A 23022-nucleotide genomic window follows, 5' to 3' on the forward strand; every position below is an offset into this window, starting at 1 on the left:
GACGTCCAGCGCCGGACCACCCCTGGCGCCAAGGCTACCAGAACATGCCCGCGCATTTATAGCTGCGGCAACAACCGGACATTTCTATCTGCCGTGTATAGCGGACATTTCTATCTGCGGTTGACAGTGGCTGTCGTTCAGCTTGACAGGGGCCTTCTGGCGGATTAGATTAGGGGAACCTGCCGATCGGGGCGTGGCTCAGTCTGGTTTAGAGCGCTGCGTTCGGGACGCAGAGGTCGGCGGTTCGAATCCGCCCGCCCCGACCAGCCTCGCCAATGGCGAGGCTGGTAGAGCAGGAGAGAGGGGGAAGTAGAGAGGAGAGCCAACGGCCAAACAGCCGGGCAGCGCCAAGGGCCTCGCCGATCGAATGAAGTGCCCTCTCCTGCGGTCTCCTTTCCACTCACTACTCTCTGTCGTCTGCCTTGTCCGGGGAGCCCGGAATGCCCTTCGCCTTCGAGAAGCTCCTCGTCTACCAGAAGGCCGTTGACTTTGCTGACCGGATTGCCGCACTGACCGAGCAGCTTCCCGGCGGCCATGGCTTCCTCGCCGACCAACTGAACCGTGCCGCCCTCTCCATCCCCGCCAACATCGCCGAAGGCAACGGCCGCTTCACGAAGGCCGACCGCAGGGACTTCTTCGGCATCGCCCGCTGAGGATATGCGGCTCCGCCGGATCGAGATACAGCGCCATGATGGGTGCGAGGAGTATCTGGGAAGGTTCAGACGAGCGCCAGGCGCCCCGACCATTCCCGCCGCCCGGCGGGAACGGTAGAGCAGGAGAGCAGTAGACAGGAGAGAGTAGAGAACGCTAACGAACGGCGGCACGGCCAGGGCGCGCCAGCAAGGCCGGAGTCCGCTCTTCTGCGGTCTCCTTCCTGCTCTCTACCTTCTGCCGTTGGCGGTGGTCGGGGTCGTGAACGCGGCTGCGATCAGCGCGAGTGCTTCCTGGGGAGGTCCAAACGAGCGTGCCTCACACTGCGTAGCCTTGGCGAACCCGCGACAGTCTCTGCCTCCCGCCGCAACCGTTCGAATACGCACGCTCCAGCGGGCGTAGATGAACAGGGCGGTTGCCTCCGACGCCCGGGCCGCGTATGCTGCCCCCGGAGTACAGTCCTGTCGCCAGGGAGGACCCCATGTGGATCTGGATCATCGCGGCCGTGGTGCTGCTGCCCGGACTCGTCTTCGTGCTGCTCTACAACGGCCTCGTGTTCAAACGCAACCGCGTTGAGAGCGCCTTCTCGACCATCGACGTGCTGCTGAAGAAGCGCTACGACCTGATCCCGAACCTCGTGGCGACCGTCAAGGGCTACGCGACGCACGAGAAGGAGGTCTTCAGCGAGATCACGCGCCTGCGCGCCGAGGCCATCAAAGAGAGCGGCCACACCGATCGGTCCGTCGAACTGAACAACCGCATCAGCGAGCTGCTGTTCGGCATCATGGCCGTCGTCGAGGCTTACCCCGAGCTGAAGGCGAACGAGAACTTCCTCCATCTCCAGCGCTCCCTCAACGAGGTGGAGGAGCAGATCAGCGCCGCCCGCCGTGCCTTCAACGCCGCCGTCATGGACCTGAACAACGCCGTGCAGATGTTCCCCAGCAGCGTCGTGGCCGGCATGACGGGGTTCGGCCCGCGGCGGTTCTTCGAGGCAACGGGCGTCGAGCGTGCCGTGCCCTCGGTGGCCGGTCCCGACGGAGGCGAACCATGAGCGGCACCGGCGAAACCGACGGGCGGACGGCGACGGAGGTGACCGTCGAGGGGTTCGAGCAGTTCTACCGGACCGAGCTGCGTCCGGTACTCGAGGAGCTGGAAGGGCGCCGGAGGCGCGTGCTGCAGACCGGCGCGATCGCCGCGGCCGCGGTGCTCGGCGGCGGCGCGCTGGCGGTAACCGCCGGGCTCTCCGGAGCATCCGGGAATGCCCTGCCGTTCCTCGTCGTCGGAGGTGTCGTGGGGCTGATCGTTGCCATCGCGTGCGTGTCCGCTGCCTCCCGGCGCTACACGAAGGAGTTCAAGGAGCGCGTGATCGGCGCCATCGTCCGGTTCTGCGATCCGGGGCTGCACTATGAGCCGGCAGGCTCCATTCCACGCGACGTCTTCCGGGGCAGCCGGATCTTCCAGCATTCCATTGACCGCTACAGCGGCGAGGACTGCGTGCGGGGCACGGTGGGCGCTACGGCCGTGGAGTTCTCCGAGCTGCACGCCGAGTACAAGACCACCTCGACCGACAGCAAGGGGCACACACAGACCCACTGGCACACGATCTTCCGCGGCCTGTTCTTCACAGCCGACTTCAACAAGCACTTCCGCACGGCCACGGTGGTGCTGCCCGACGTGGCGGAGCGGGCGTTCGGCTGGCTGGGTCAGAAGCTGCAGGGGCTCAGCATCGGGCGCGCGGATCTGGTCAAGCTCGAGGATCCGGAGTTCGAGCGCGAGTTCGTCGTGTACGGCGAGGACCAGGTCGAGGCCCGCTACATCCTCTCGACGAGCCTGATGCAGCGCATCCTCGAGTTCCGCCGCCGCGCCGGCTGCCGCATCTCCCTCTCGTTCGTCGGCTCCAGGGTGTACGTGGCCGTGCCCTGTTCACGCAACATGTTCGAGCCCCGGCTTCTGCGCGGTGCGCCGGACCTGAAGGCGGCGACGGAGTATCTGCGGGACCTCCAGTTCGCACTCGGCATCGTCGAGGATCTGGACCTGAACACCCGCATCTGGTCCAAGCAGTAGCGCGGCCCCGCCGCTACTCGTCGGCCGGCGCCTTCCGCGTCTGGAAGCGGTAGTTGGGCCGATGGTGGGGATCCGGCTCGCCCACGGTCGCCCAGCGCTCCCGGCCCATCGCCATGACCTCGTCCAGCCAGCTTCGGTTCTCGGCCACGAGGGCGATCCGGCCCACCAGCTCGTCCAGCACCTCCTCCACGTCGCGTTCGGCCGCCCGCCGGATGTAGGTCGACAGCATGGCCCTGACGCGCCGGCGCCACGTCTCGCGGACGAACGCCTCGTCCTGGAGCCAGGCGTCAAGCTGGGCGTAGTAGGCGGCCAGTTGCTCGCGTTCGGAGCCTTCGAGCACCCGGGGGCGCTCCAGCGGAGGCTGCCCGATCAGGCAGGGCACCCGGTCGAAGGAGCGCACGCCGCCGGCGTCCACGTCGATCAGGAGCACGAAGCTCTCCCCTGAGTGCGGCAGATGGCGGCCAACGTAGGAGTCCGTGTGCACGCCGAAGACGAAGTTGCCGAGCGAATAGGCGATCAGCGAGCCGTCCACCATCTCGATCCCCTGCGGCACGTGCGGATGGTGTTCCAGGAGGATGCGCGCGCCCGCGGCGGCGATGCGCCGCGAGTTGGCGATGCGGGCCGGCGCGGGCGTGGGCTCGAACTCGAGGTCGGCGTGGATGGACACGACCAGCACGTCGACGTCGCCCCTGTGCCGTTCGACGTCTTCGAGCACCGTCTCGAGCGTGTAATAGGCCGGGCCGGGGTTGGTCGCCCCGAGCGTCCAGTTGCCGTCCTCCACGTAGCAGAGGAAGCCGAAGGTCAGGCCGCCGCTCTCGACCACCTGGAGGCCGCGGGCTTCCTCCTGCGAGAAGCCGACGCCGCCCGTGCAGATGCCCGCCTCGCGCAGGCAGGACCGGGTGTGTTCGAAGCCGAGCGTGCCCGCGTCGAGGATGTGGTTCGCGGCCAGGTTCAGGAAGTCGAAGCCGGCCTCGCGGAGCGCGGCGGCGCCTTCCGGGCCGGGCACGACCGAGAGCGCCGCGGCCGGATCGAGCCGGTCCTGGGGGAAATCGGGCGGCAGGAACGGGAACTCGAAGTTGCCGAACAGGATGTCCGCGCGGTCCAGCACCGGCTGTGCGGCGGCAAAGGGCCAGTCCATGCCCTCCACCTGAAGGAAGTCGCGGATGCCCGAGTGAAACGCGATGTCGCCTACGGCCCCGAGAGTCGCCATGCTGTTCCTTCCTCCCTCTGGTGGCCCGCACCGCGCAGGCGGACGGGCCGGCCCAGGTCAACGTGCATGCGGAAACGGCCGGGCGGTCATTCCGCGCCGGCCGTGCCGCAACTCAGACGACCGAGTCAGAAGGCACCGTAGTTCATCACGAGCTGGTAGACGGCTTCGTCGATCGTCTCGCGGATCGCCAGGTCCATGGCGTTCGTGATCTCGAAATCGCCGTACAGGCCGTGGGCTCGTCCGCTCAGGCCGGTCTGGGCAACCTTGCGGCGCACGTCGATGCTGTCGAGCACCACGCTGTCGGCAGCGTTGATGATGCGCATGTCCAGCCCGACGCTGGCCGTCACGCGGCGGGCCTCCAGGCCGTAGTGCCGGCGTCCGTAACCGATCGTCCCGCCACTGCCTTCGTCGAGTTCCGTCACCGCCCCGGCGAAGATCAGGGCGGCGCCGGCCAGTTGCGTGCCCCCGGCCCCGCCCGTGGCCTGGCCCGACTGCTGCAGGGCTCGCTCGGTCATCACGTCGCTCAGAGTGGCGCGCTCGACCACGCGGAAATGCCCTGTCTTCACAAGAGCTGTGATCAGTTGGTCGGTCATCCCGTGGCTGATGGACAGTCCGTACGGGAAGCCGGTCTTGTTCTCGAAGCGGTAGACCGTCACCGTCTTCACGTTGGCGGGGTTCGGCGGGGGGATGCTGCGCAGCTTCTCGGCGACGCGGCTTCCCCTCGTCGTCGGCGTCGGGTTCATGAACTCGTCGATCGCCTCACAGCCCACCAGGGCCATCGCCACAACGACAGCCGTCATCGCGATCCAGGTCCTCATCGCCTTCTCCCCTCTATCGTCCGGTCGGTGTGCCGTCACCGCCCCGTCCATTCTACACCGCGGCTCCCGGCGCTTCACGCTCAAGTCCCGGGCCTGGCCGATGCGCTGGAACGAAGGCCGTGAACATGCGACGATGGTTGCGCCGACCCTCTTGCGGGGTGCGATGCCATGAGTTCGATCCGGAATTCGGGCAGAAGACGGCCGGGCCGGGGCGCGGTCCTCGTGCTCCTGCTGACGGCTTACGCAGGGCTGGCGGTCTACTTCCTCCGCGTGCTTCGCATGGACACCGTATACAATCACTTCGCCTACGTGCCGATCGTCCTGGCCGGCGTCTGGTGGGGACGCCGCGGGGTCCTGACGGTCATCCCTCTGGGTCTGATCATGGTTCTTCTGCGTGCCCGGGGCCTCGGCGTCGGGCCGGTCTGGGCGGATCCGGCACGGATGGCCTTCTTCACCGTCGTGGCCCTGACCGTGGGGACGATGGCCGAGCGGATCCGGGCCGGGCAGCGGAGGGCGCTGCAGTCCGAGGAGAAGTACCGGCTGCTGATCGAGGGCTCCCTGGCCGGCGTGATGGTCTACCGCGGGGACACGATCCTGTTCGTCAACACGCGCCTGGCCCGGATGCTCCGGTATGAGCCGGCACAGATGAGAGGCATGTCGCTCTGGGACATCATCCGGGAGGACCACCGGGAGTCGGTCCGGGAACTGCTGCGGTTGCGCGCCATGGGCGAACGGCCGGACCTGGTGCACGAATGCCGCTTCGTCCGCAACGACGGGGCGGCGTTCTGGGTGGAACTCGCCAGTTGCCCGACCCTCTACGACGGCCGCCCGGCCGTGATGGTCAACGTGCTGGACACGACCGAGCGCCACGAGGCCGAGCGCCGGCGCAGGGAGTTGTTCGAGCTGACGCGCCGCCAGGAGGAGCAGCTCGTGCATTCGACGCGGCTGGCGGAGTTGGGCGAGATGGCGGCCACCATTGCGCACGAGCTGAACCAGCCCCTCACGGGCATCAAGAACTACGCCCGGAACGCGACGTACATGATCGAGGAGAACGCCGGCACCACCGAGGAGGTCAACGAGAACCTGAGCCTCATCTCGGCCCAGGTCGACCGGGCGGCCCGCATCATCAACCGGATGCGCGAACTGGCCCGCCGGACCTCGCACACGCCCGCTCCCATGGACATCAACGCATCCGTGCGCGAGACGGTGGACTTCCTGATGCCGCAGTTCCGGCTCTCCAACGTGGAGCTGCGGCTGGAACTGGCCCCCACGCTGCCCCCCGTGCACGGCGACAAGCTGCGGCTGGAGCAGGTGCTTCTGAACCTGCTGTCGAACGCCCGCCAGGCACTCGAGGAGCAGCCCGTGCGCCGTCTCTGCGTGCGATCCTACGTCGACACGCGCGCGGACTGCCCGGTCACGATCGAGATCGAGGACACGGGCATCGGCTTTGCGCCCCACGACCGCGAGAAGCTGTTCCGGCCCTTCTACAGCACCAAGAAGGCCGGCCATGGCACGGGGCTGGGGCTCTCGATCTCCCTGAGCATCGTGCGCGACCATCAGGGGGAGATCGAGGCGGAGGGGACGCCCGACAAGGGGGCGAAGTTCACGGTGCGCCTGCCTGCGGCGACGACGTCCGACAAAACGGAGGCCCGCGATGCAGTCACCGCGTGATGAGGCGGAGACGACGGTCGTCGTTGTGGACGACGACGAGGCGGCGCGCTCGTCGATCGGCCAGATGCTGCGGCTCCGGCGCTACAAGGTGGAGGCGTTCGCCGCCGCCGAGGTGGCGCTGGCCTGGCCCGGCCTGGGGGCCGCCGCCTGCGCGGTCGTGGACGTGAAGATGCCGGGCATGGGCGGCGAGGAGTTCCTGGCCGAGGTGCTCCGGCGCTCCGGGCCGCCCGTCATCCTGATCACCGGGCACGGCGACGTGCCGATGGCCGTGCGCTGCCTCAAGGCGGGGGCCTACGACTTCGTGGAGAAGCCCTTCGAGGACGCCGTGCTGCTGGCGTGCGTGGGCCGCGCCGTCGAGAAGACGCTCCTGCGCCATGAGGGCGAGCGCCTGCGTCGGCGCCTGCTGGACCTGGCCCCGGAGGAGGAAGGGCGGTTCGGCATGGTCGGCCGCAGCCCCCTGATGGGAAGACTCTTCCAGCAGATCGAGGTCGCCGCCGGCTCCGACGCCCAGGTGCTCATCGTGGGCGAGACGGGCGTGGGCAAGGAGCTGGTCGCCCGGGCCGTCCACGAACTGAGCGGGCGCCGCGAGGGACCGTTCGTGCCGGTCAATGCCGGCGCGTTGCCCGAGTCCATGGTCGAGAGCGAGCTGTTCGGCCATGCGCGGGGCGCCTTCACCGGCGCCGACCGCGGCCGCGACGGCAAGCTGGTCGCCGCCTCGGGCGGAACGCTCCTCCTGGACGAGATCGAGAGCCTCTCGGAGCGCGCACAGGTGGGGCTCCTGCGGGTGCTGGAGGACGGCCTGGTCTACCCGCTGGGTATGGACGAACCGCGCCGTGTCAACATCCGCCTCCTGGCCACCTCGAAGGTCGACCTGCACGAGCACGTGCGTGAGGGCCGCATCCGGGAGGACTTCCATCACCGCCTCGTGGTGCTGACCATCCACGTGCCGCCGCTGCGCGAGCGCGCCGAGGACATCCCGCTCCTGGTGGCGGCCTTCGCCCGGGCGGCCTCCGAGGCGCACAACTGCCCCCTGCCCACAATCCCCGATTCCGCCCTGCAGGCCATGGTCGGGCACCAGTGGCCGGGCAACGTCCGCGAGCTGAAGCACGCCGTCGAACGCATGGTCATCACGGCCTGCGACGGCGTCGCCGGCCCGTTCATGGTCTCCGACCTCGGCGAGGGCCGGCGGCTGCTCTCCCTGCCGCCCGGCCCCGGACGCCTGCGCGAGGCCCTGGAGCAGACCGAACGCGTCGTCATCGAGTCGGCCCTCCGCGAGCACGACGGGGAGGTCAGCGCCGTGGCGCGCGCCCTGGGCATCTCGCGGCGCGCACTCTACGAGCGGATGCGGCAGTACGGCCTGCGCCGCCAGGACTACCAGGAGTGACCGCCCGCCGGCCTGTGGGCAGATCTCCCGCGGGGGATCTGTGCCCATGCGCCCTCTCGGGCGTCGCCCCGGCCCTCAGAGGGGGCGTCCGGCCCGCGCCCCCGCTTTCGATGGTGCGACGCCGCCCCGGCCCGACCCTCACCCCCTCCTTCCGCCGCCCGTCGCAACATGCTTCCTTGCCAGGTGTTAAGACACCCCCGGCGGGCGAGCCGGCACGGCATGACGTTTGCTCGTCTGAACGGCCGACACGGAACCTCTTCTGCGTGATTGCACGCCCATGAGAATCCAAGACCTGTCGGAACGGATCGGCGCCCGCATCGTGAGCGGCGAGGCCACCCTGGAGGTGAGCATCGACGGGGTGTGCGCCGGCGATCGCATCAGCGACCTGCTGGCCCAGGCATCGAGCAGTTGCCTGCTGGTGACGAACCTGGTGGGGCCGTCGCTCCTGCGGGTGGCGGAACTGATGGACGTGCCGGCGATCTGCCTGGTGGGCGGCATGGAGGTCGAGCCCGTGATGAAGAAGACGGCCGAGCAGCAGGGGCTCGTGCTTCTGGTCTCCCCGTGCGACATGTTCGAGACGTGCGGCCGGCTCTACCGGGCCCTGAAGGACGAGGCATGAGCAGGGCCTGCTACAAGATCAAGGGCGGCGACTTCGAGCGGGGCGGCACCGCCGCCAGCGGCCTGAAAGAGGCGCTCAAGCGCATCGGGGCCGAGCCGGCGGCGATCCGGCGGGCCGTCATCGCTGCCTACGAGGCCGAGATGAACGTCGTCATCCATGCGCATTCCGCGCTGATGTGCGTCCGGATGCACAACCACCAGGTGGACGTCGAAGTGGACGACCGAGGGCCCGGGATCCCCGACATCGAGCTGGCCATGCGGGACGGCTACTCGACCGCGCCGCCCGCCATCCGCGAACTCGGATTCGGCGCCGGCATGGGCCTGCCCAATATCAGGAAGAACTCGGACGCGTTCAGCATCGAGTCCACCGTGGGCCACGGCACACGCGTGCGCTTCAGCGTGACCATGCGCCAGCGGGAGGGCGTCCGGTGGGAGCGCAACAGCCTGCGGATCGTCGGCGAGGCCTGCACGCACTGCCTCCGGTGCCTCCAGGCCTGCCCGACGCGGGCCGTGCGCGTGCACCGCGACGGCCCGCAGGTGCTGAGCCACCTCTGCACGGACTGCACCAACTGTGCGCGGGCCTGCCCGTCCGGCGCCATCACGGTCGACGTGCCCGACGCGCTGCCGGCCCGCCCGACCGGCACGATCATCGTGCCGGTCGCCTTCATGGTGCAGTTCGGCGACAGCGCCACCCCGGAGGACGTCGTGGACGCGTTGCGCGAGATCGGGTTCGGCCAGGTCGTTGTCGCTTCGGCGGCGCGGCGCGCCCTGCGCGAGGCCTGCCTGGAGTGGGCGAGCCGCGAGGCGGCCGCCCGGCCGGTCATCTCGCCGACCTGCCCCGCCGTCGTGAACCTCATCCAGGTGCGATTCCCCTCGCTCATACCCCACGTCGCCCCCTTCCTGCCGCCCCTGGAGGCGGTGGTCCACTCCACGCGGGGCGAGGGCTGGTTCATCCCGCTCTGCCCGGCGCACTGCACCGCCGTGGCGGGGGCCGCGGCGCCGTCGCTGCGGCTCACCTCGCCGGCAGCCGTCCGACGGGCACTCAGCCCCATCCTGGCCAGAACCGCAGGGCCGGCGCCCGCGCCGCGCTGGGCCGCCCCGCCGCACGAGGCCCCCTCGCCGGACGTCCTGCAGATCGCCGGCATGCACCACGTGATGAGGCTCCTGGACGGCATCGAGACGGGCCTGTACGGCGACCTGACCCTGGTGGAGCCCTACGCCTGCGAGTTGGGGTGCTTCGGCTCGCCGCTGCTGTGGGAGGACCCCTTCGTGGCGCGGCACCGCTGGCTGCACGTGGCCGACAGCTTCCGGGCGCGCGCGGCGGCCGTGCCCCGCCCCCGGGCCCTGGAACCCCGGGAAGGCGTACGGCTGGACCCCGACATGGATCGCGCCATCGCAAAGCTGGCGCAGATTGAGGAACTGGCCCGTTCCCTGCCGGGACGGAACTGCGGAGCGTGCGGAGCCCCCGACTGCACGACGTTCGCCGAAGACGTCGTGCTCGGGCGCGCCACGATCAACGGTTGCCACAACTACGTCGCCCCACGGGAGGACGCCGAGTGAAACTTCGTGAGATGGCCGAGAAGCTGTGCTTGAACTGCCTGACGCCGGACCTGGACCTGGAGGCCGGGCCCGACGTTGCCGGCGGGCATTCGTCCGACCTGCTGAGCGACGTGCTGGCCAACGCACCCGCCGGCGGCGTGCTGGTGACCATCCAGGTGCACATGAACGTGATCGCCGTGGCCTCCCACTGCGAACTGGCCGCCGTGATCTTCGCCGCCGGTCGCCTGCCGGACGAGGCCCTGCGGCGCAAGGCCACCGAGGAAGGAATCGCCCTGTTCAGCGCGTCCCGGTCGACGTTCGACGTCGTCGGCGCGCTCTATGCCGAGGGCCTTCGGGGACACGTCGGGTGAGGATATTCCGGATCGATCTGCACATCCACTCGGCGCTCTCCGCGTGCGCGGACGATGAGATGACGCCGCCGGCCATCGTGGAGGCGGCCCAGCGGGCGGGACTGGAGATGATCGCCATCTGTGACCACAACGCAGCGGGTAACACGGCGGCCATTCAGGCTGCAGCCGGTCCTTCGCCCGTCGTCCTCGCCGGCATGGAGATCACCACCGCCGAAGAAGCGCACGTCGTCGGCCTGTTCCCGTGCCCCGAGGCCGCCGAACGCGCGGCCGCCGAGGTCCGGGCCGCCCTGCCGCACGCCGACGCCCTTCGCCGCGGCGTTCCACGCCGCGGCTTCGGCGCCCAGCGGCTGATGACGCCGGACGGCGTCTGCTGCGGTCTGGACGACGCGCTGCTCTCGGCCGCCTCCGCCCTGTCCCTCTCGGACGCGGTGGACGTGGTGCGCCGTCATGGCGGCCTGGCCGTGGCGGCGCACGTGGACCGGCCGTCGTTCAGCGTGCCGGCGCAGTTGGGCATGATGCCGGCGGACGTCCGCTTCGATGCGATCGAGATCTCGGCGGCGGGCGCCAGGCGCGGGCGGGAAGCGGAGTTCGCCGCCCTGGAGCTGCCGATCCTGTTCGGCTCCGACAGCCACTCGCTGGAGGAGATCGGCGCGGCCTGCACCATGCTGCGGGCGGCCGAGCCGAGCTTCGCCGAACTGGCCCTGGCGCTACAGGCCCGTGCGGGACGGGAGGTCGGGCGTGCGTGACCTGAGCCTGCACATCCTGGACATCATCGAGAACTCGATCCGGGCCGGCGCATCGGAGGTCCGGGTCGTGATTGCGCAGGACGTGGAGGCGGACCGGTTGGCGATCTCCATCGAGGACAACGGGCCGGGGCTGGACGTGCCCGAGCACGTCGTGTTTGACCCCTTCTACACCACCAAGAAGGGGAAGCGCATCGGCCTGGGGCTGAGCCTGTTCCGCGAGGCGGCCATCCAGGCCGGCGGCGGTCTGGAACTCTCCCGCTCCAGGCTGGGCGGGCTGGCCGTGGAGGCGGTCCTCGGGCTGAGCCACGTGGACCGGCCGCCGCTGGGCGACGTGGCCGGAATGGTCTCGGCCGTCGTGTGCACGAATCCCGATCTGAAACTCTGGTGTACCTTTGCCGTCGTCCCGCGCCGGGTGACCGTCTGCGTGCGGGACGTGCTGCAGTCCCTGTCGCCCGGGGATCGGGCCGGGCTGGCCGTCGCCCGCGCCGTGGCGGAACGGACCCGGCAGGCCATCGCGACCCTCGAGTTGTTGCCCTGAGCGTTCATGCACCCAGGAAGGGAGCCGTACATGTGCGACGAATGTCAATGTCGATGTGACGGGGAGCCATCGCAGGACGAGCTCCTGGCCCGGCTGGACGAGACGATCGCGGAGTACGCGGGCAGGCCGGGCGCCCTGATCCCCGTCCTGCAGATCGCGCAAGGCATCTTCGGCTATCTGCCCGAGGCGGCCCTCAAGCGCGTCAGCCTGGCCTTCGGCAAGTCATACAGCGAGGTGGCCGGCGTGGCCGGGTTCTACTCCTTCTTCGCCACGCAGCCGCGGGGCAAGCACCTGATCCGCGTCTGCCTGGGCACCGCCTGCTACGTGCGCGGCGGCAAGAGGGTGCTGGAGGCGCTCAAGGACGCCCTGGGCATCGACGTGGGCGAGACGACGCCGGACCGGCAGTTCACCCTGGAGGTCGCCCGCTGCTTCGGCGCCTGCGGCCTGGCGCCGGCTATCATGATCGACGAGACGGTGCACCATAGGGTGCGCGCCCTGAAGGTGCAGGAGATACTGGACCAGTACCGCGAGCCCGCCGCCGCGGCGCCGACAGGAGAAGAACCATGGTAGAACGCATCCGGAACCCCAAAGACCTGGCCGCCCTGCGTGAGCGCTCCGTGCGGGAGCAGCAACTGCGGGCCGGGGCCAGGGACGTGCGCGTGACCGTCCACATGGGCACCTGCGGCATCGCCGCCGGCGCCTCCGACATCCTCGTGTGCCTGATGGAGGAACTGGCGTCCGCCGGCGCCGAGAACGTCACGATCCACCGCTCCGGTTGTGCGGGCCTCTGCCAGCAGGAACCGATGATGACCGTGGAGGACGCCTCCGGGCGATCCGTCTGCTACGGGCGTCTGACGGCGGACAAGGTTCGTCAGGTCGTGCTGGAACACATCGTCGGCGGCCAACCCGTTGCCGATTTCACTGTCAGGACATAGAAGACCGGGGGAAGGGCAGAACCCATGGACTACACTCGCACGCACATTCTGGTCTGCACCGGCTCGGGATGCATCGCATCCGGCGCCCTGGAGGTGGTGGCCGCCCTGCGGGAGGTGATCGAGGATCTGGGGCTGGCGCCCGAGTGCAAGGTCATCGAGACGGGATGCCTCGGGCCCTGTGCCGTCGGGCCCGTCGCCGTGGTCTACCCCGAAGGCGTCTTCTACGAACGGCTGACGCCCGAGGACGCCCTGGAGATCGCCGAGGAGCACCTGCTCAAGGGCCGCGTCGTCGAGCGCCTGACCGCGCGCGGCGCGGCGGTCGGAGAGCGCGTGCGCAGCCTGCAGGACGTCCCGTTCTTCCAGCGGCAGGTCAAGGTCGTCCTGCGCAACTGCGGCGTCATCGACCCGCAGCGCATCGAGGAATACGTGGCGCGCGACGGCTACGCCGCCCTGAGCCGCGCCCTGACGGAGATGGCCCCCGACCAGGTCGTCGCCGAGGTCAAGCGCTCCGGGCTGCGCGGCCGCGGCGGCGCAGGCTTCAGCACCGGGCTGAAGTGGGAGTTGACCCGCAAGGCCCCCGGCGAGCCGAAGTTCGTCGTCTGCAACGGCGACGAGGGCGACCCGGGCGCGTTCATGGACCGCAGCGTCCTGGAAGGCGATCCGCACAGCGTCCTCGAAGGCATGGCGCTGGCCGCCTACGCCGTCGGCGCCTCGCAGGGCTACGCCTACGTGCGGGCCGAATACCCGCTGGCCGTGGAGCGGCTCGGGAAGGCCATCGAGCAGGCCCGTGCCTACGGCCTGCTGGGCAAGGACATCCTGGGCACCGGGTTCGACTTCGACGTGGAGATCCGCATGGGCTCCGGCGCCTTCGTCTGCGGCGAGGAGACAGCCCTGATGACCTCCATCGAGGGCAACCGCGGGGAACCCCGCCCGCGGCCTCCGTTCCCCGCGCAGAAGGGCCTCTGGGGCCTGCCCAGCCTGCTCAACAACGTGGAAACCTACGCCAACGTGCCCGTCATCCTGCTCAAGGGGGCCGACTGGTTCGCCTCCATGGGCACGGAGAAGAGCAAGGGCACGAAGGTCTTCGCCCTGGCCGGCGCCGTCAACAACACGGGTCTGGTCGAGGTGCCCATCGGAACCCCCCTGGGCGAGATCATCTACGATATCGGCGGCGGCGTGCCCGGCGGAAAGCAGTTCAAAGCCGCCCAGGTCGGCGGGCCGTCCGGCGGCTGCATCCCCCGCCAGCACCTGAACGTCCCGGTCGACTATGAAACCCTGACCGAGCTGGGCGCCATCATGGGCTCCGGCGGCCTGGTCATCATGGACGAGGACACGTGCATGGTCGACGTGGCCCGCTTCTTCCTGGACTTCGTGCAGGACGAGTCGTGCGGCAAGTGCACGCCCTGCCGGGTCGGGACCAAACGCATGCTCGAGATTCTCACGCGCATCTGCGAAGGCCGCGGCGAAGAGGGCGACATCGAGAAGCTCCAGGAACTGGGGCAGACGATCAAGGACACCGCGCTCTGCGGCCTCGGCCAGACCGCGCCGAACCCCGTGCTCTCGACGATCCGCCACTTCCGCGACGAATACGAGGCCCACATCCGCGACAAGCGCTGCCCGGCCGGGACGTGCGCCGAACTCGTGCGCGCCCCGTGCCAGAACGCCTGCCCAGCCGGCGTCAACGTGCCCGGCTACGTGTCACTCATCGCCGAGGGACGCTACGCGGAGGCCCTGCGCCTGCATCGGGAACGCAACCCGTTCGCGTCCGTCTGTGCGCGCGTCTGCTTCCATCCCTGCGAGTCCAAGTGCCGCCGCAGCACGCTCGACGAGCCGGTGGCCGTTCGAGGGCTCAAGCGGTTCCTGGTCGAGCAGGAGGCCACGATCCAGACCCCGGAGGTCCGCGAGAACGCCGATAACGCCGCCCGCAAGGTCGCCGTCATCGGCGCCGGGCCGGCCGGCCTCTCGTGCGCCTACTTCCTGGCCCGCATGGGATACCGGCCCCTGGTCCTGGAGGCCGAGGACACGCCCGGTGGGCTGCTCGTCCAGGGCATCCCCGCCTACCGCCTCCCTCGCAACGCGCTCGAACGCGAGATCAACATGATCCGCCGCATGGGTGTGGACATCCGGACGGGCAGGCGCCTGGGCGTCGACTTCACGCTGGAGCAGCTCCGCAAGGACGGCTGCGAGGCGGTCTTCCTCGGCGTGGGTGCGCCCGCCGGGCAGCGCCTGAACCTGCCGGGGGCGGATGCCGCAGGAGTGACCGACGCCCTGACCTTCCTTCGAGACTACAACGTGACCGGCGTGGCGTCCGTGGGACGCAACGTGGCCGTCGTCGGCGGCGGCAATGCGGCCGTGGACGCAGCCCGCACGGCCCTTCGGCTCGGGGCCGAGTCGGTGAAGATCCTCTACCGGCGCACGCGGGCGGAGATGCCCGCCTACGAGGAGGAGGTCCTGGAGGCCGAACGCGAGGGCGTCCGCCTGGAAACGCTGGTGAACCCCGTCGAGATGGTCGTCTCGAACGGTCGCGTCCAGGGCGTCCGGTGTGCCCGGATGGTGCTCGGCGAGTTCGACCGCAGCGGACGCCGCCGGCCGGTTCCCTCCGACGACGGGCACTTCGCCGTCGAGTGCGACCAGGTGATCGTCGCCGTCGGGCAGGCGCTGCCCGTGGAGATGCTCAACGGCCTGGAGATCGAAACGACGCCCTCCGGGTACATCGCGGCGGACAGACGGACGGGCCGGACGTCCGTGCCGTGGCTCTTCGCCGGCGGAGACTCCGGCACCGGCCCCGCCAGCGTGGTGGAGGCGATCGGCGCGGGCGAACGCGCGGCCGTCGGCATGGACGGCTACCTGACCGGCCAGGAGCATGCCTTCTGGCGCGAGCCCTTGGACGTGGACACGTACTTCGACCCCGACGCCGATCCCGAGCCGACGGCACGGGCCCGGGCCAAGACGCTGGACGTGAGCCGGCGGAAGGGCAATTTCCAGGAAATCGAGCTGGTCTGGTCGGAGGCGGTCGCCCGACGCGAAGCGGCGCGCTGCCTGCGGTGCGACTACCGGGCCGAGGAATAAACGAAGGGAGACTCACCCGTCATGCCGACGATCACAATCGACAGTATCCGGACGGACGTTCCTGCCGGGACGACGATCCTCGATGCGGCCCGCTCGGTTGGGGTCGCCATCCCCACCCTGTGTCACCTCGACGGCGTGCACTCCGTCGGCGCCTGCCGCGTCTGTGTGGTGGAGGTGGAGGGCGCCAAGGCGCTGGTGGCCTCTTGCGTCATGCCCGTCTCGGACGGCATGGTCGTCCGAACCAACACCCGCCGTGTGCGCAATGCCCGGCGCACGGTGGTCGAACTGCTCCTCTCCGACCATGAGGGCGACTGCCAGACCTGCCATCGCAGCGACGACTGCGAGCTGCAGGCGGTGGCGCGGAGCCTCGGCGTCGACACGATCCGCTATCCCGGCGCCAAGAGGACCCGGATCGTGGACGAGAGCACGCCGGCCCTCACCCGCGATGCCGCCAAGTGCATCCACTGCCGGCGGTGCGTCACGATGTGCTCGGAGGTGCAGGGCATCGGCGCCCTCTGGCCGCAGGGCCGCGGCTTCGACACCGTCATCGGCCCGGCCTTCGCCTCCAGCCTGGACGACGTCGTCTGCGTCCAGTGCGGCCAGTGCTCGGCCGTCTGTCCCGTGGGTGCCATCAACGAGCACGATCAGATCGACGACGTCTGGCGCGCCCTCGACGACCCGGCCAAGCACGTCGTCGTGCAGACCGCCCCGGCCATCCGCGCGGCGCTCGGCGAGTGCTTCGGCTATCCCCCGGGCACCCTGGTGACGGGCAAGATGGTGACCGCCCTGCGCCGGCTCGGGTTCGACGCCGTCTTCGACACGAACTTCACCGCAGACCTGACCATCATGGAAGAGGGAACGGAGCTGCTCACGCGGCTGCGGGCGGCGCTGCTTGAGAAGCAGGACGTGGCCCTGCCCATGTTCACGAGCTGCTCCCCCGGCTGGGTGAAGTACCTCGAACACTACTGGCCGGACATGCTCGCGCACCTCTCGACGGCCAAGTCCCCGCAGCAGATGTTCGGCGCGGTGGCCAAGACGTACTATGCCGAGAAGATCGGATGCGCCCCCGAGGACATGGTCGTCGTGTCCGTCATGCCCTGCACGGCCAAGAAGTTCGAAGTCAGCCGGCCCGAGATGCGGGACAGCGGCGTGCAGGACGTCGACGTCGTCCTGACGACCCGCGAACTGGGGCGCATGATCAAGCAGGCCGGCATCGAATTCGGCTCGCTTCCCGACGGCGAGATGGATTCCCCGCTCGGGCTCTCGTCGGGTGCGGCGGATATCTTCGCCAATACCGGCGGCGTGATGGAGGCGGCCCTGAGAACCGCCTATGAACTGGTGACCGGCCGGCCGCTGCCGTTCGAGAACCTGCACGTCGAACCGATCGCCGGACTCGAGGGCGTCAAGGAGGCGTCCGTCGTGATTGACGGCACCCTGCCCGAGTGGAGTTTCCTGGAAGGTGTGACACTGAACGTCGCCGTGGCCCACGGACTGGGCAACGCACGGCGCGCCATCGAGCACGTCCGACAGAACCCCGCCGCCTACCACTTCGTCGAGATCATGACCTGCCCCGGCGGATGCATCGGCGGCGGCGGCCAGCCCCGCATGGTGAGCGACGACGTGCGCCGGGCGCGCATCGCCGCCATCTACCGCGAAGATGAAGGGAAGGAACTCCGCAAGTCGCACGAGAACCCGGCGATCCAGCAGATCTACAAGGAGTTCCTGTCCGCTCCCCTCAGCGAAAAGGCCCATCACCTTCTGCACACGCACTACACGGCCCGCACGCGAGTCTGACCGCAGGCGGGCGGCTCGTATCGGGAGGCGAGGATGAGGCACCAGCCGCCGCTCATCATGGTGGTGGACGACAATGTGCCGTTCCTGGACGTCGTGGAAGTCGTTCTGAGTTCCCGGGGGTACCGCGTCGCCTGCTGCACCGACCCGGACGATGCGCTGGCCAGGATCCGGGCCGAAAAGCCCCATCTGGTGGTGGCCGACGTGATGATGGCCGGACTGGACTCCGGGTTCTCCCTGTCCCGCCAGATCAAGGGGAACCCGGAACTGGCCGGCACGCCGATCATCCTCGTGACGGCGCTGACCAGCCGCCGGGGCTTCGACTTCACCCCCCGCACGCCGGAGGAACTGGCGGCAATGAACGCCGACGCCTTCCTGGCCAAGCCCGTCGCACCCGAAGCCCTGCTGCGAAAGGTGGAGGAGCTTCTGGCACGCTCTGCCGGCGCCGAGACGTCGGCACCGGATCCATGACATGACACCCGCAGCGCCCTCGCAGCCCCGGCGCTGTGCACGAAGAGGAGGCCCGGCATGCCGGCCCTGCCCACAATGACCCTCAGCCCCGGCGCCGTGGATTTCATCGACGACGCCCGGATCGAAACCCTCCTGCGCGGCGGCGAACCCGACCCCGCGCAGGTGCGCGACATCCTCGCCCGAAGCCTGTCCAAGCAGGACCTGGACCCCGCCGAGGCCGCCGTCCTCCTGCGCGTGCGCTCGCCCGAACTGGTCGAGGAACTCTTCGAGGGCGCCCGGAACCTCAAGCAGGAGATCTACGGCAACCGGATCGTGCTGTTCGCGCCCCTCTACATAGGCAATAAGTGCGTCAACGACTGCCTGTACTGCGGGTTCCGCCGCTCCAATCCCGAAGCGATCCGCCGCACACTGTCGCAGAACGAGATCCGCGCGCAGGTCGAGGCCCTGGTCAACAAGGGACAAAAGCGCCTGATCCTCGTCTGGGGGGAGCACCCCGACTACGATGCCGCGTTCATGGCGCAGTGCGTGCGCACCGTCTACGACACCCGCGTGGGGCGCGGGGAGATCCGGCGCGTAAACATCAACGCCGCACCCCTCGACGACGACGGCTATCGCGTCATGAAAGAGGCCGGCATCGGCACCTACCAGGTGTTCCAGGAGACATACCATCACGCAACCTACGCCGCCCTGCACCCGCCGCACACGCGCAAGGGCGACTACCTCTGGCGCCAGGACGCCCTGAGCCGGGCCTTTGAGGCCGGCCTGGACGATATGGGCATCGGAGCGCTCTTCGGCCTCTACGACTGGCGGTTCGAGGTGCTGGGACTGGTCAGCCATGCCCGCTACCTGCAGGATCGCTACGGCGTCGGCCCCCACACGATCAGTTTCCCGCGCCTTCGCCCGGCCTCCGGCCTCGTCTCCGAGAGCGCCCACATCGTCAGTGATGCCGATTTCCAGCGTCTCGTGGCCATCCTGCGCCTGGCGGTGCCCTACACGGGCCTGATCCTGACGGCCCGCGAGCAGCCCGCCCTCCGTCGGAAGGTCATGCCCTTCGGCGTCTCGCAGATCGACGCCGGCAGCCGCATCGAGATCGGCGGCTACACCGAGGTCGGAGACGCCCAGGTGATGGAGCGCGAGCAGTTCTCCCTGGGAGACATCCGATCGCTGGACGAGATCATGCGGGAACTGCTCGAGGACGGCTACATCCCCAGCTTCTGCACCGCCTGTTACCGCATCGGCCGCACGGGCGAGGACTTCATGGGGCACGCCAGGCCCGGCCACATCAAATACTGCTGCGAGCCCAATGCGCTCTCCACGCTGTCCGAATACCTGGCCGACTACGCGCAGCCGGAGACGCGCGCCGTGGGCGAGCGCCTCGTGGCCCGGACCCTTCAGGAGATGGCCGAGAAGCAGCGCCGCATCGCTGCCGACCTCGTCGAGCGCGTCAACGGCGGCGAACGCGACGTCTACGTCTGACCGGCGCCGTGCCCCGGCGTGTGCAAGGACGCGCACACGCCGCGCTCAGGATCCCGGAGGAGCCTCGCAGTGAATGCCGTCCCGCAGCCCCTGGGCCCGCTGGGCGAGGACGACATCCTGCAGTGGCTGCGCGAGGACGACGAGGCCCGCCTCGAAGACCTGTGGCGCGCCGCCGATGGCGTCCGGGCCGCGTGCGTCGGCGACGAAGTCCATCTGCGCGGCCTGCTGGAAGTCTCCAACCACTGCGTCCGCCGCTGCGCTTACTGCGGGATCAGCGCGCTGGTGCCCGGCGTGTCGCGCTACCGCATGTCAGAAGAGGAGATGCTGGCCGGCGCGCACCGAGCCCGCCGGCTGGGCTACGGAACGCTGGTCATGCAGTCCGGCGAGGACTACGCCGTCGAACGCGACCGGCTGAGCAGGGTCATCCGGCAGATCAAGGCGGAGACAAGGCTGGCCGTCACGCTGAGCCTCGGCGAGCGCCCGCAGGACGACCTGGCCGCCTGGCGCGAGGCCGGCGCCGACCGCTACCTCCTGCGGTTCGAGACCTCGGACCGCAGCCTGTATGAACTCCTGCATCCGCCCCACGCCGGGATCGTCTCGGACCGCATCGACATCCTCCGTCGCCTCCAGCGCCTGGGCTACGAGATCGGCGGTGGCGTGATGGTCGGCATCCCGGGGCAGACCCATCGGAGCCTGGCCCGGGACATCGCCATCTTCCGCGAGATGGACATGGACATGGTCGGCGTGGGACCCTACGTCGCCCACCCGGCCACGCCCCTCGGGTCCGGTGCCGTCCGCCCGCCCGACGTCGGCGCCGAACAGGCGCCGTGCACCGATCAAATGACGTGCAAGGTCGTGGCGCTGACGCGGCTCGTCTGCCCGGAGGCCAACATCCCCAGCACCACTGCACTCGGCACCGTTGCCGGCGAGGACGGCCGGGCGCTGGCGCTTCGGCGCGGCGCGAACGTCGTCATGCCGAACGTCACCCCCCCTGCCTACCGTGCCGCCTACAGCATCTACCCGGGCAAAGACACGTCGGTGGAAACGGCCGACGCCTGGCAGGAACGCTGGGGCGAACGCCTGGCCCGCATGGGCCGAACGGTCGGCACCGGGCCCGGGCACCGCCGCCGGCGCTTCTACCCCGACAGGAAGATGTAGCCGATCCGCACGTTGGTCAGCAGGCTCACGAGCGTGCTGATGCCGATCACGCTGCTCTCGGCGACGATGACGCCCAGGAAGAAGGCGCGCGCCCCGCGCAGCACGTGCCCGCCGGCGAACTTCAGAATCAGCACCTTCGTCAGCCAGCCCAGGAAGAACGAGAAGTAGAGCTGCGTGGCGCTCCACGAAGACGCCACCGCCAGCCCGAGCGGATGGATGGGCCACCAGTAGAACGTACTGCGCAGGATCGTCAGGGCGAACATGAGCCCTGCCCCCAGGAACATGCCCCCGTACGACGGGCCGGCCACCTGTGTCGGGTTCACAAGCATCGCGTGCACCCGGTTGAACAGCGACAGCGGATAGTCCTTCGTGCTGTGGATGTTGGGGATGTTCAGCGCGCCGCGATCGAAGTACACCCACCGGAGCGTCGAATACCCGGAGGCCACCATCGCCACCAGCAGCGTGATCAGGATGATCGGCACGAGCCAGCGACGGCCCCTTCGGAAGATCGACGAGATGCGGAACGCGTTGGCGACGTGCGGGCTGAAGGTCTCCCGAGAGTCATACGTCAGCAGCGCGTGCTGCACGTGGGCCACAACCACCGCAGGCCCCGTGAACGCCCGTCCACCCGTCATCTGGAAAAGCACCTCCGGCGGCGACCACGACTGCTGCGTGAAGAACAACCCGCCCTGCGCCACCATCCGGGCATGAACCAGCACCACCGTGAACTGCAGCCCCAGCAGCAGCAGAGTGCCCCAGAGGCTCATCTGGAAGTGATGGTACCAGACCACCATGCCCGTCAGGGCCCCCAGCAGCCCCCAGAAGGCCAGGCCGTAGCCCACCGGCTCGGCCGAATCGTCGACGTCCCGCCCGGCGCCGAAGGCCTTCCGGATCACCTGCCAGATGTGACGCCGCGCCATGTAGATCATGCAAACGGCAAACGCGATGAACGCGCCCGTCTGCTGGTAATACATGAACGGGCTGCTCGGCCCACCCGACAGCGGCCGCCCGAGGTAGAAGAACGTCATCACCTCGCCGACCCCGAACAGGTAGAAGAGCCAGATGCTCAGGGAGACGTCCGCAGGCACCAGGAAGGCGAACCCGATCGCGATCGGGAAGAAGTAGCCGTTGCGCATCCCCGTGCGTGCCCAGTCCGTGCCGCTGATGAACTGGCTGACGGGCAGCGCGGGAAGCCAGCCCGTCGGCGAGTCGAAGAACAGCGGGGCCAGCCGCACAAGCCCGAAGGCAATCGTCACGACCGCCCCGATGACGAACGGACGGTTCCGCATGAGCAGCGGCAGCCCCCAGCGGGCATCCTCGCCCGCCCCCTCCGTGAACTCCAGCGGAACACGCGCGACCGCATAGATCAGACGTTCATTGTCGACCCACTGCTTGCGCAGGATGCTGAACAGGAAGATCGTCGCCAGGTAATACAGCCAGATGTAGACCGCCCAGGTGACGATCACCGGCGTCAACTGCCCCCACGGCACACGCACGACCTCCCCCCGCCGCGTGCCCTCGTAGAAACGCTTGGCCACCGGCGACCGCCCGATCTTGCTCAGCAGAACCCCCTCCGGCGCCTGCTCCAGTATGCTGTCCTCCCAGAACAGGTCCGCGCGCTGTGACAGATACGGCGCCGACGTCGTGATCGGAAACCAGTACCGCATCAGCCCGCTGGCCGGCACCGTCGAGGCGACCAGCATCATCGAGCAGACGAGCATCAGCTCCGACTGCTTCAACGTCCATCGCCTGCCGAACAGCCGCAAAACGCTGTTGACGAGCAGGACCAGGAGCACGATGAAGAAGATCACGCCGACCGGGAAGTGATTGCCCGTCAGGTAGGTGTTGCCGACCCGGAAGTCGTTGATCGGCACCAGCAGGCACAGACCTGCGACGGCGGCCAGCCCGATGAAGAACGCGCGCCATGTCATGGGCGAGGCATTTCTGAAGCGGGTTCCCGACTCGTGACAACAGACCATGCAGAGTATAGACACGCCGCCCCGCAGAGTCAATCAGCACACCCCGGCGGCGTCCCGTCCGGCCGGCACGAATGCGAAATAAGGGCTTGACATGCAGGAGCGATATGTGTACAAAATGTGCGGAGGGGTGGCAGAGACGGGGAGGCAGGGATGGCGCGGCGCGCGTTCGTGTGCCTGCTGGCGCTGTTCCTGGGGCTCAGTGCGGTCGTCGCCCTGGCGGCCGCCCAGACGTTCGACGACGCCAGCGTGGGAGACCAGTTCATCCCCATCGTCCTGGAGATCGGCTGGGGCGTGGAGCTGGACAAAGCAAAGGTGCGGCTGCAGTACAGCGATTCGGACCCGGCAGGGGTCACGTACGGGGGGACCCCGCCCGTCTACGCCCTGCCGGCGGGATCCGGCGATCTGCCATCTGGACGAAGAACGCCGGGGAGGCGCGCGATGCACGCTCGGTCGCGGCCGGAGGCCACTACGTGCCGTCGGGCTCGTACGACCCGTCGGACCTGGGATTCGGGGAGCCGGGGCCCCGGGAAGTC

General features: G+C 69.1%; 21 protein-coding genes and 1 tRNA gene. 19 read left to right on the forward strand and 3 right to left on the reverse strand.

Going from position 1 to position 23022, the window contains the following annotated elements:
* Positions 1-187: 187 nt before the first annotated feature.
* From GXY85_05395 to GXY85_05410, 4 genes are all read left to right on the forward strand, one after another.
* Positions 188-266 (forward strand) — tRNA-Pro (locus tag GXY85_05395).
* A gap of 174 nt (positions 267-440) precedes the next feature.
* A complete protein-coding gene (locus GXY85_05400) occupies positions 441-653 on the forward strand; it encodes a four helix bundle protein (GenBank protein ID NLW50265.1) in 213 nt (70 codons plus the stop codon).
* A gap of 479 nt (positions 654-1132) precedes the next feature.
* Positions 1133-1702: a LemA family protein gene (locus GXY85_05405; GenBank protein NLW50266.1), complete on the forward strand. Its 570-nt coding sequence runs from the start codon at positions 1133-1135 to the stop codon at positions 1700-1702.
* On the forward strand, positions 1699-2715 hold the full coding sequence (locus GXY85_05410) for a DUF3137 domain-containing protein (GenBank protein ID NLW50267.1): 1017 nt from the start codon (positions 1699-1701) through the stop codon (positions 2713-2715). The genes GXY85_05405 and GXY85_05410 overlap by 4 nt, the downstream gene beginning before the upstream one ends.
* Positions 2716-2728: 13 nt before the next feature.
* Here the strand turns inward: GXY85_05410 and GXY85_05415 are convergent, their stop codons facing one another.
* Both GXY85_05415 and GXY85_05420 read right to left on the reverse strand, forming a co-directional pair.
* Positions 2729-3925 (reverse strand): CapA family protein, encoded by a 1197-nt coding sequence (locus GXY85_05415; GenBank protein NLW50268.1) that lies wholly within the window; start codon positions 3923-3925, stop codon positions 2729-2731.
* A 125-nt stretch (positions 3926-4050) separates the two neighbouring features.
* Positions 4051-4743, reverse strand: coding sequence for a hypothetical protein (locus GXY85_05420; protein ID NLW50269.1), 693 nt, complete (start codon positions 4741-4743; stop codon positions 4051-4053).
* Positions 4744-4911: 168 nt separating this feature from the next.
* On the opposite strand from GXY85_05420, the gene GXY85_05425 reads away from it, so the two are divergent.
* The 14 genes from GXY85_05425 (at position 4912) to hydE (ending at position 20510) form a co-directional block, all read left to right on the forward strand.
* Complete coding sequence (locus GXY85_05425) at positions 4912-6414, forward strand: PAS domain S-box protein (protein NLW50270.1); 1503 nt, start codon at positions 4912-4914, stop codon at positions 6412-6414.
* Positions 6398-7798, forward strand: a complete 1401-nt coding sequence (locus GXY85_05430; protein ID NLW50271.1) for a sigma-54-dependent Fis family transcriptional regulator — start codon at positions 6398-6400, stop codon at positions 7796-7798. Before GXY85_05425 ends, GXY85_05430 begins: the two co-directional genes overlap by 17 nt.
* 277 nt (positions 7799-8075) lie before the next feature.
* On the forward strand, positions 8076-8417 hold the full coding sequence (locus GXY85_05435; protein ID NLW50272.1) for a hypothetical protein: 342 nt from the start codon (positions 8076-8078) through the stop codon (positions 8415-8417).
* Positions 8414-9976: a 4Fe-4S binding protein gene (locus GXY85_05440; GenBank protein ID NLW50273.1), complete on the forward strand. Its 1563-nt coding sequence runs from the start codon at positions 8414-8416 to the stop codon at positions 9974-9976. Before GXY85_05435 ends, GXY85_05440 begins: the two co-directional genes overlap by 4 nt.
* An 11-nt stretch (positions 9977-9987) precedes the next feature.
* A complete protein-coding gene (locus GXY85_05445; GenBank protein NLW50274.1) occupies positions 9988-10326 on the forward strand; it encodes a serine kinase in 339 nt (112 codons plus the stop codon).
* Positions 10323-11072 (forward strand): PHP domain-containing protein, encoded by a 750-nt coding sequence (locus tag GXY85_05450; protein NLW50275.1) that lies wholly within the window; start codon positions 10323-10325, stop codon positions 11070-11072. The genes GXY85_05445 and GXY85_05450 overlap by 4 nt, the downstream gene beginning before the upstream one ends.
* Positions 11065-11610: an ATP-binding protein gene (locus GXY85_05455; protein ID NLW50276.1), complete on the forward strand. Its 546-nt coding sequence runs from the start codon at positions 11065-11067 to the stop codon at positions 11608-11610. The genes GXY85_05450 and GXY85_05455 overlap by 8 nt, the downstream gene beginning before the upstream one ends.
* Before the next feature lie 30 nt (positions 11611-11640).
* Positions 11641-12180, forward strand: coding sequence for an NADH-quinone oxidoreductase subunit NuoE (gene nuoE, locus GXY85_05460; GenBank protein ID NLW50277.1), 540 nt, complete (start codon positions 11641-11643; stop codon positions 12178-12180).
* Positions 12174-12545, forward strand: coding sequence for a (2Fe-2S) ferredoxin domain-containing protein (locus GXY85_05465; GenBank protein ID NLW50278.1), 372 nt, complete (start codon positions 12174-12176; stop codon positions 12543-12545). The genes nuoE and GXY85_05465 overlap by 7 nt, the downstream gene beginning before the upstream one ends.
* A 24-nt stretch (positions 12546-12569) precedes the next feature.
* Positions 12570-15614: an NADH-quinone oxidoreductase subunit NuoF gene (nuoF, locus tag GXY85_05470; protein ID NLW50279.1), complete on the forward strand. Its 3045-nt coding sequence runs from the start codon at positions 12570-12572 to the stop codon at positions 15612-15614.
* Positions 15615-15635: 21 nt separating this feature from the next.
* Positions 15636-17408 carry a 2Fe-2S iron-sulfur cluster binding domain-containing protein gene (locus GXY85_05475; GenBank protein ID NLW50280.1) on the forward strand — a complete coding sequence of 591 codons (1773 nt, stop codon included), beginning with the start codon at positions 15636-15638 and terminating at the stop codon, positions 17406-17408.
* A gap of 33 nt (positions 17409-17441) precedes the next feature.
* Positions 17442-17876, forward strand: coding sequence for a response regulator (locus GXY85_05480; GenBank protein ID NLW50281.1), 435 nt, complete (start codon positions 17442-17444; stop codon positions 17874-17876).
* Between the two features lie 57 nt (positions 17877-17933).
* Positions 17934-19352 (forward strand): [FeFe] hydrogenase H-cluster radical SAM maturase HydG, encoded by a 1419-nt coding sequence (gene hydG / locus GXY85_05485; protein ID NLW50282.1) that lies wholly within the window; start codon positions 17934-17936, stop codon positions 19350-19352.
* A gap of 99 nt (positions 19353-19451) precedes the next feature.
* On the forward strand, positions 19452-20510 hold the full coding sequence (gene hydE, locus GXY85_05490; protein ID NLW50283.1) for a [FeFe] hydrogenase H-cluster radical SAM maturase HydE: 1059 nt from the start codon (positions 19452-19454) through the stop codon (positions 20508-20510).
* Here the strand turns inward: hydE and GXY85_05495 are convergent.
* On the reverse strand, positions 20489-22441 hold the full coding sequence (locus GXY85_05495; GenBank protein ID NLW50284.1) for a hypothetical protein: 1953 nt from the start codon (positions 22439-22441) through the stop codon (positions 20489-20491). The two genes, hydE and GXY85_05495, sit on opposite strands and share 22 nt — an antisense overlap.
* A gap of 198 nt (positions 22442-22639) precedes the next feature.
* Here GXY85_05495 and GXY85_05500 point away from each other — a divergent pair.
* On the forward strand, positions 22640-23022 hold a 383-nt coding region (locus GXY85_05500; GenBank protein NLW50285.1), incomplete at its 3' end, for a hypothetical protein.

This window comes from Candidatus Brocadiaceae bacterium, assembly GCA_012728835.1.
Lineage (GTDB): Bacteria > Planctomycetota > Brocadiia > SM23-32 > SM23-32 > JAAYEJ01.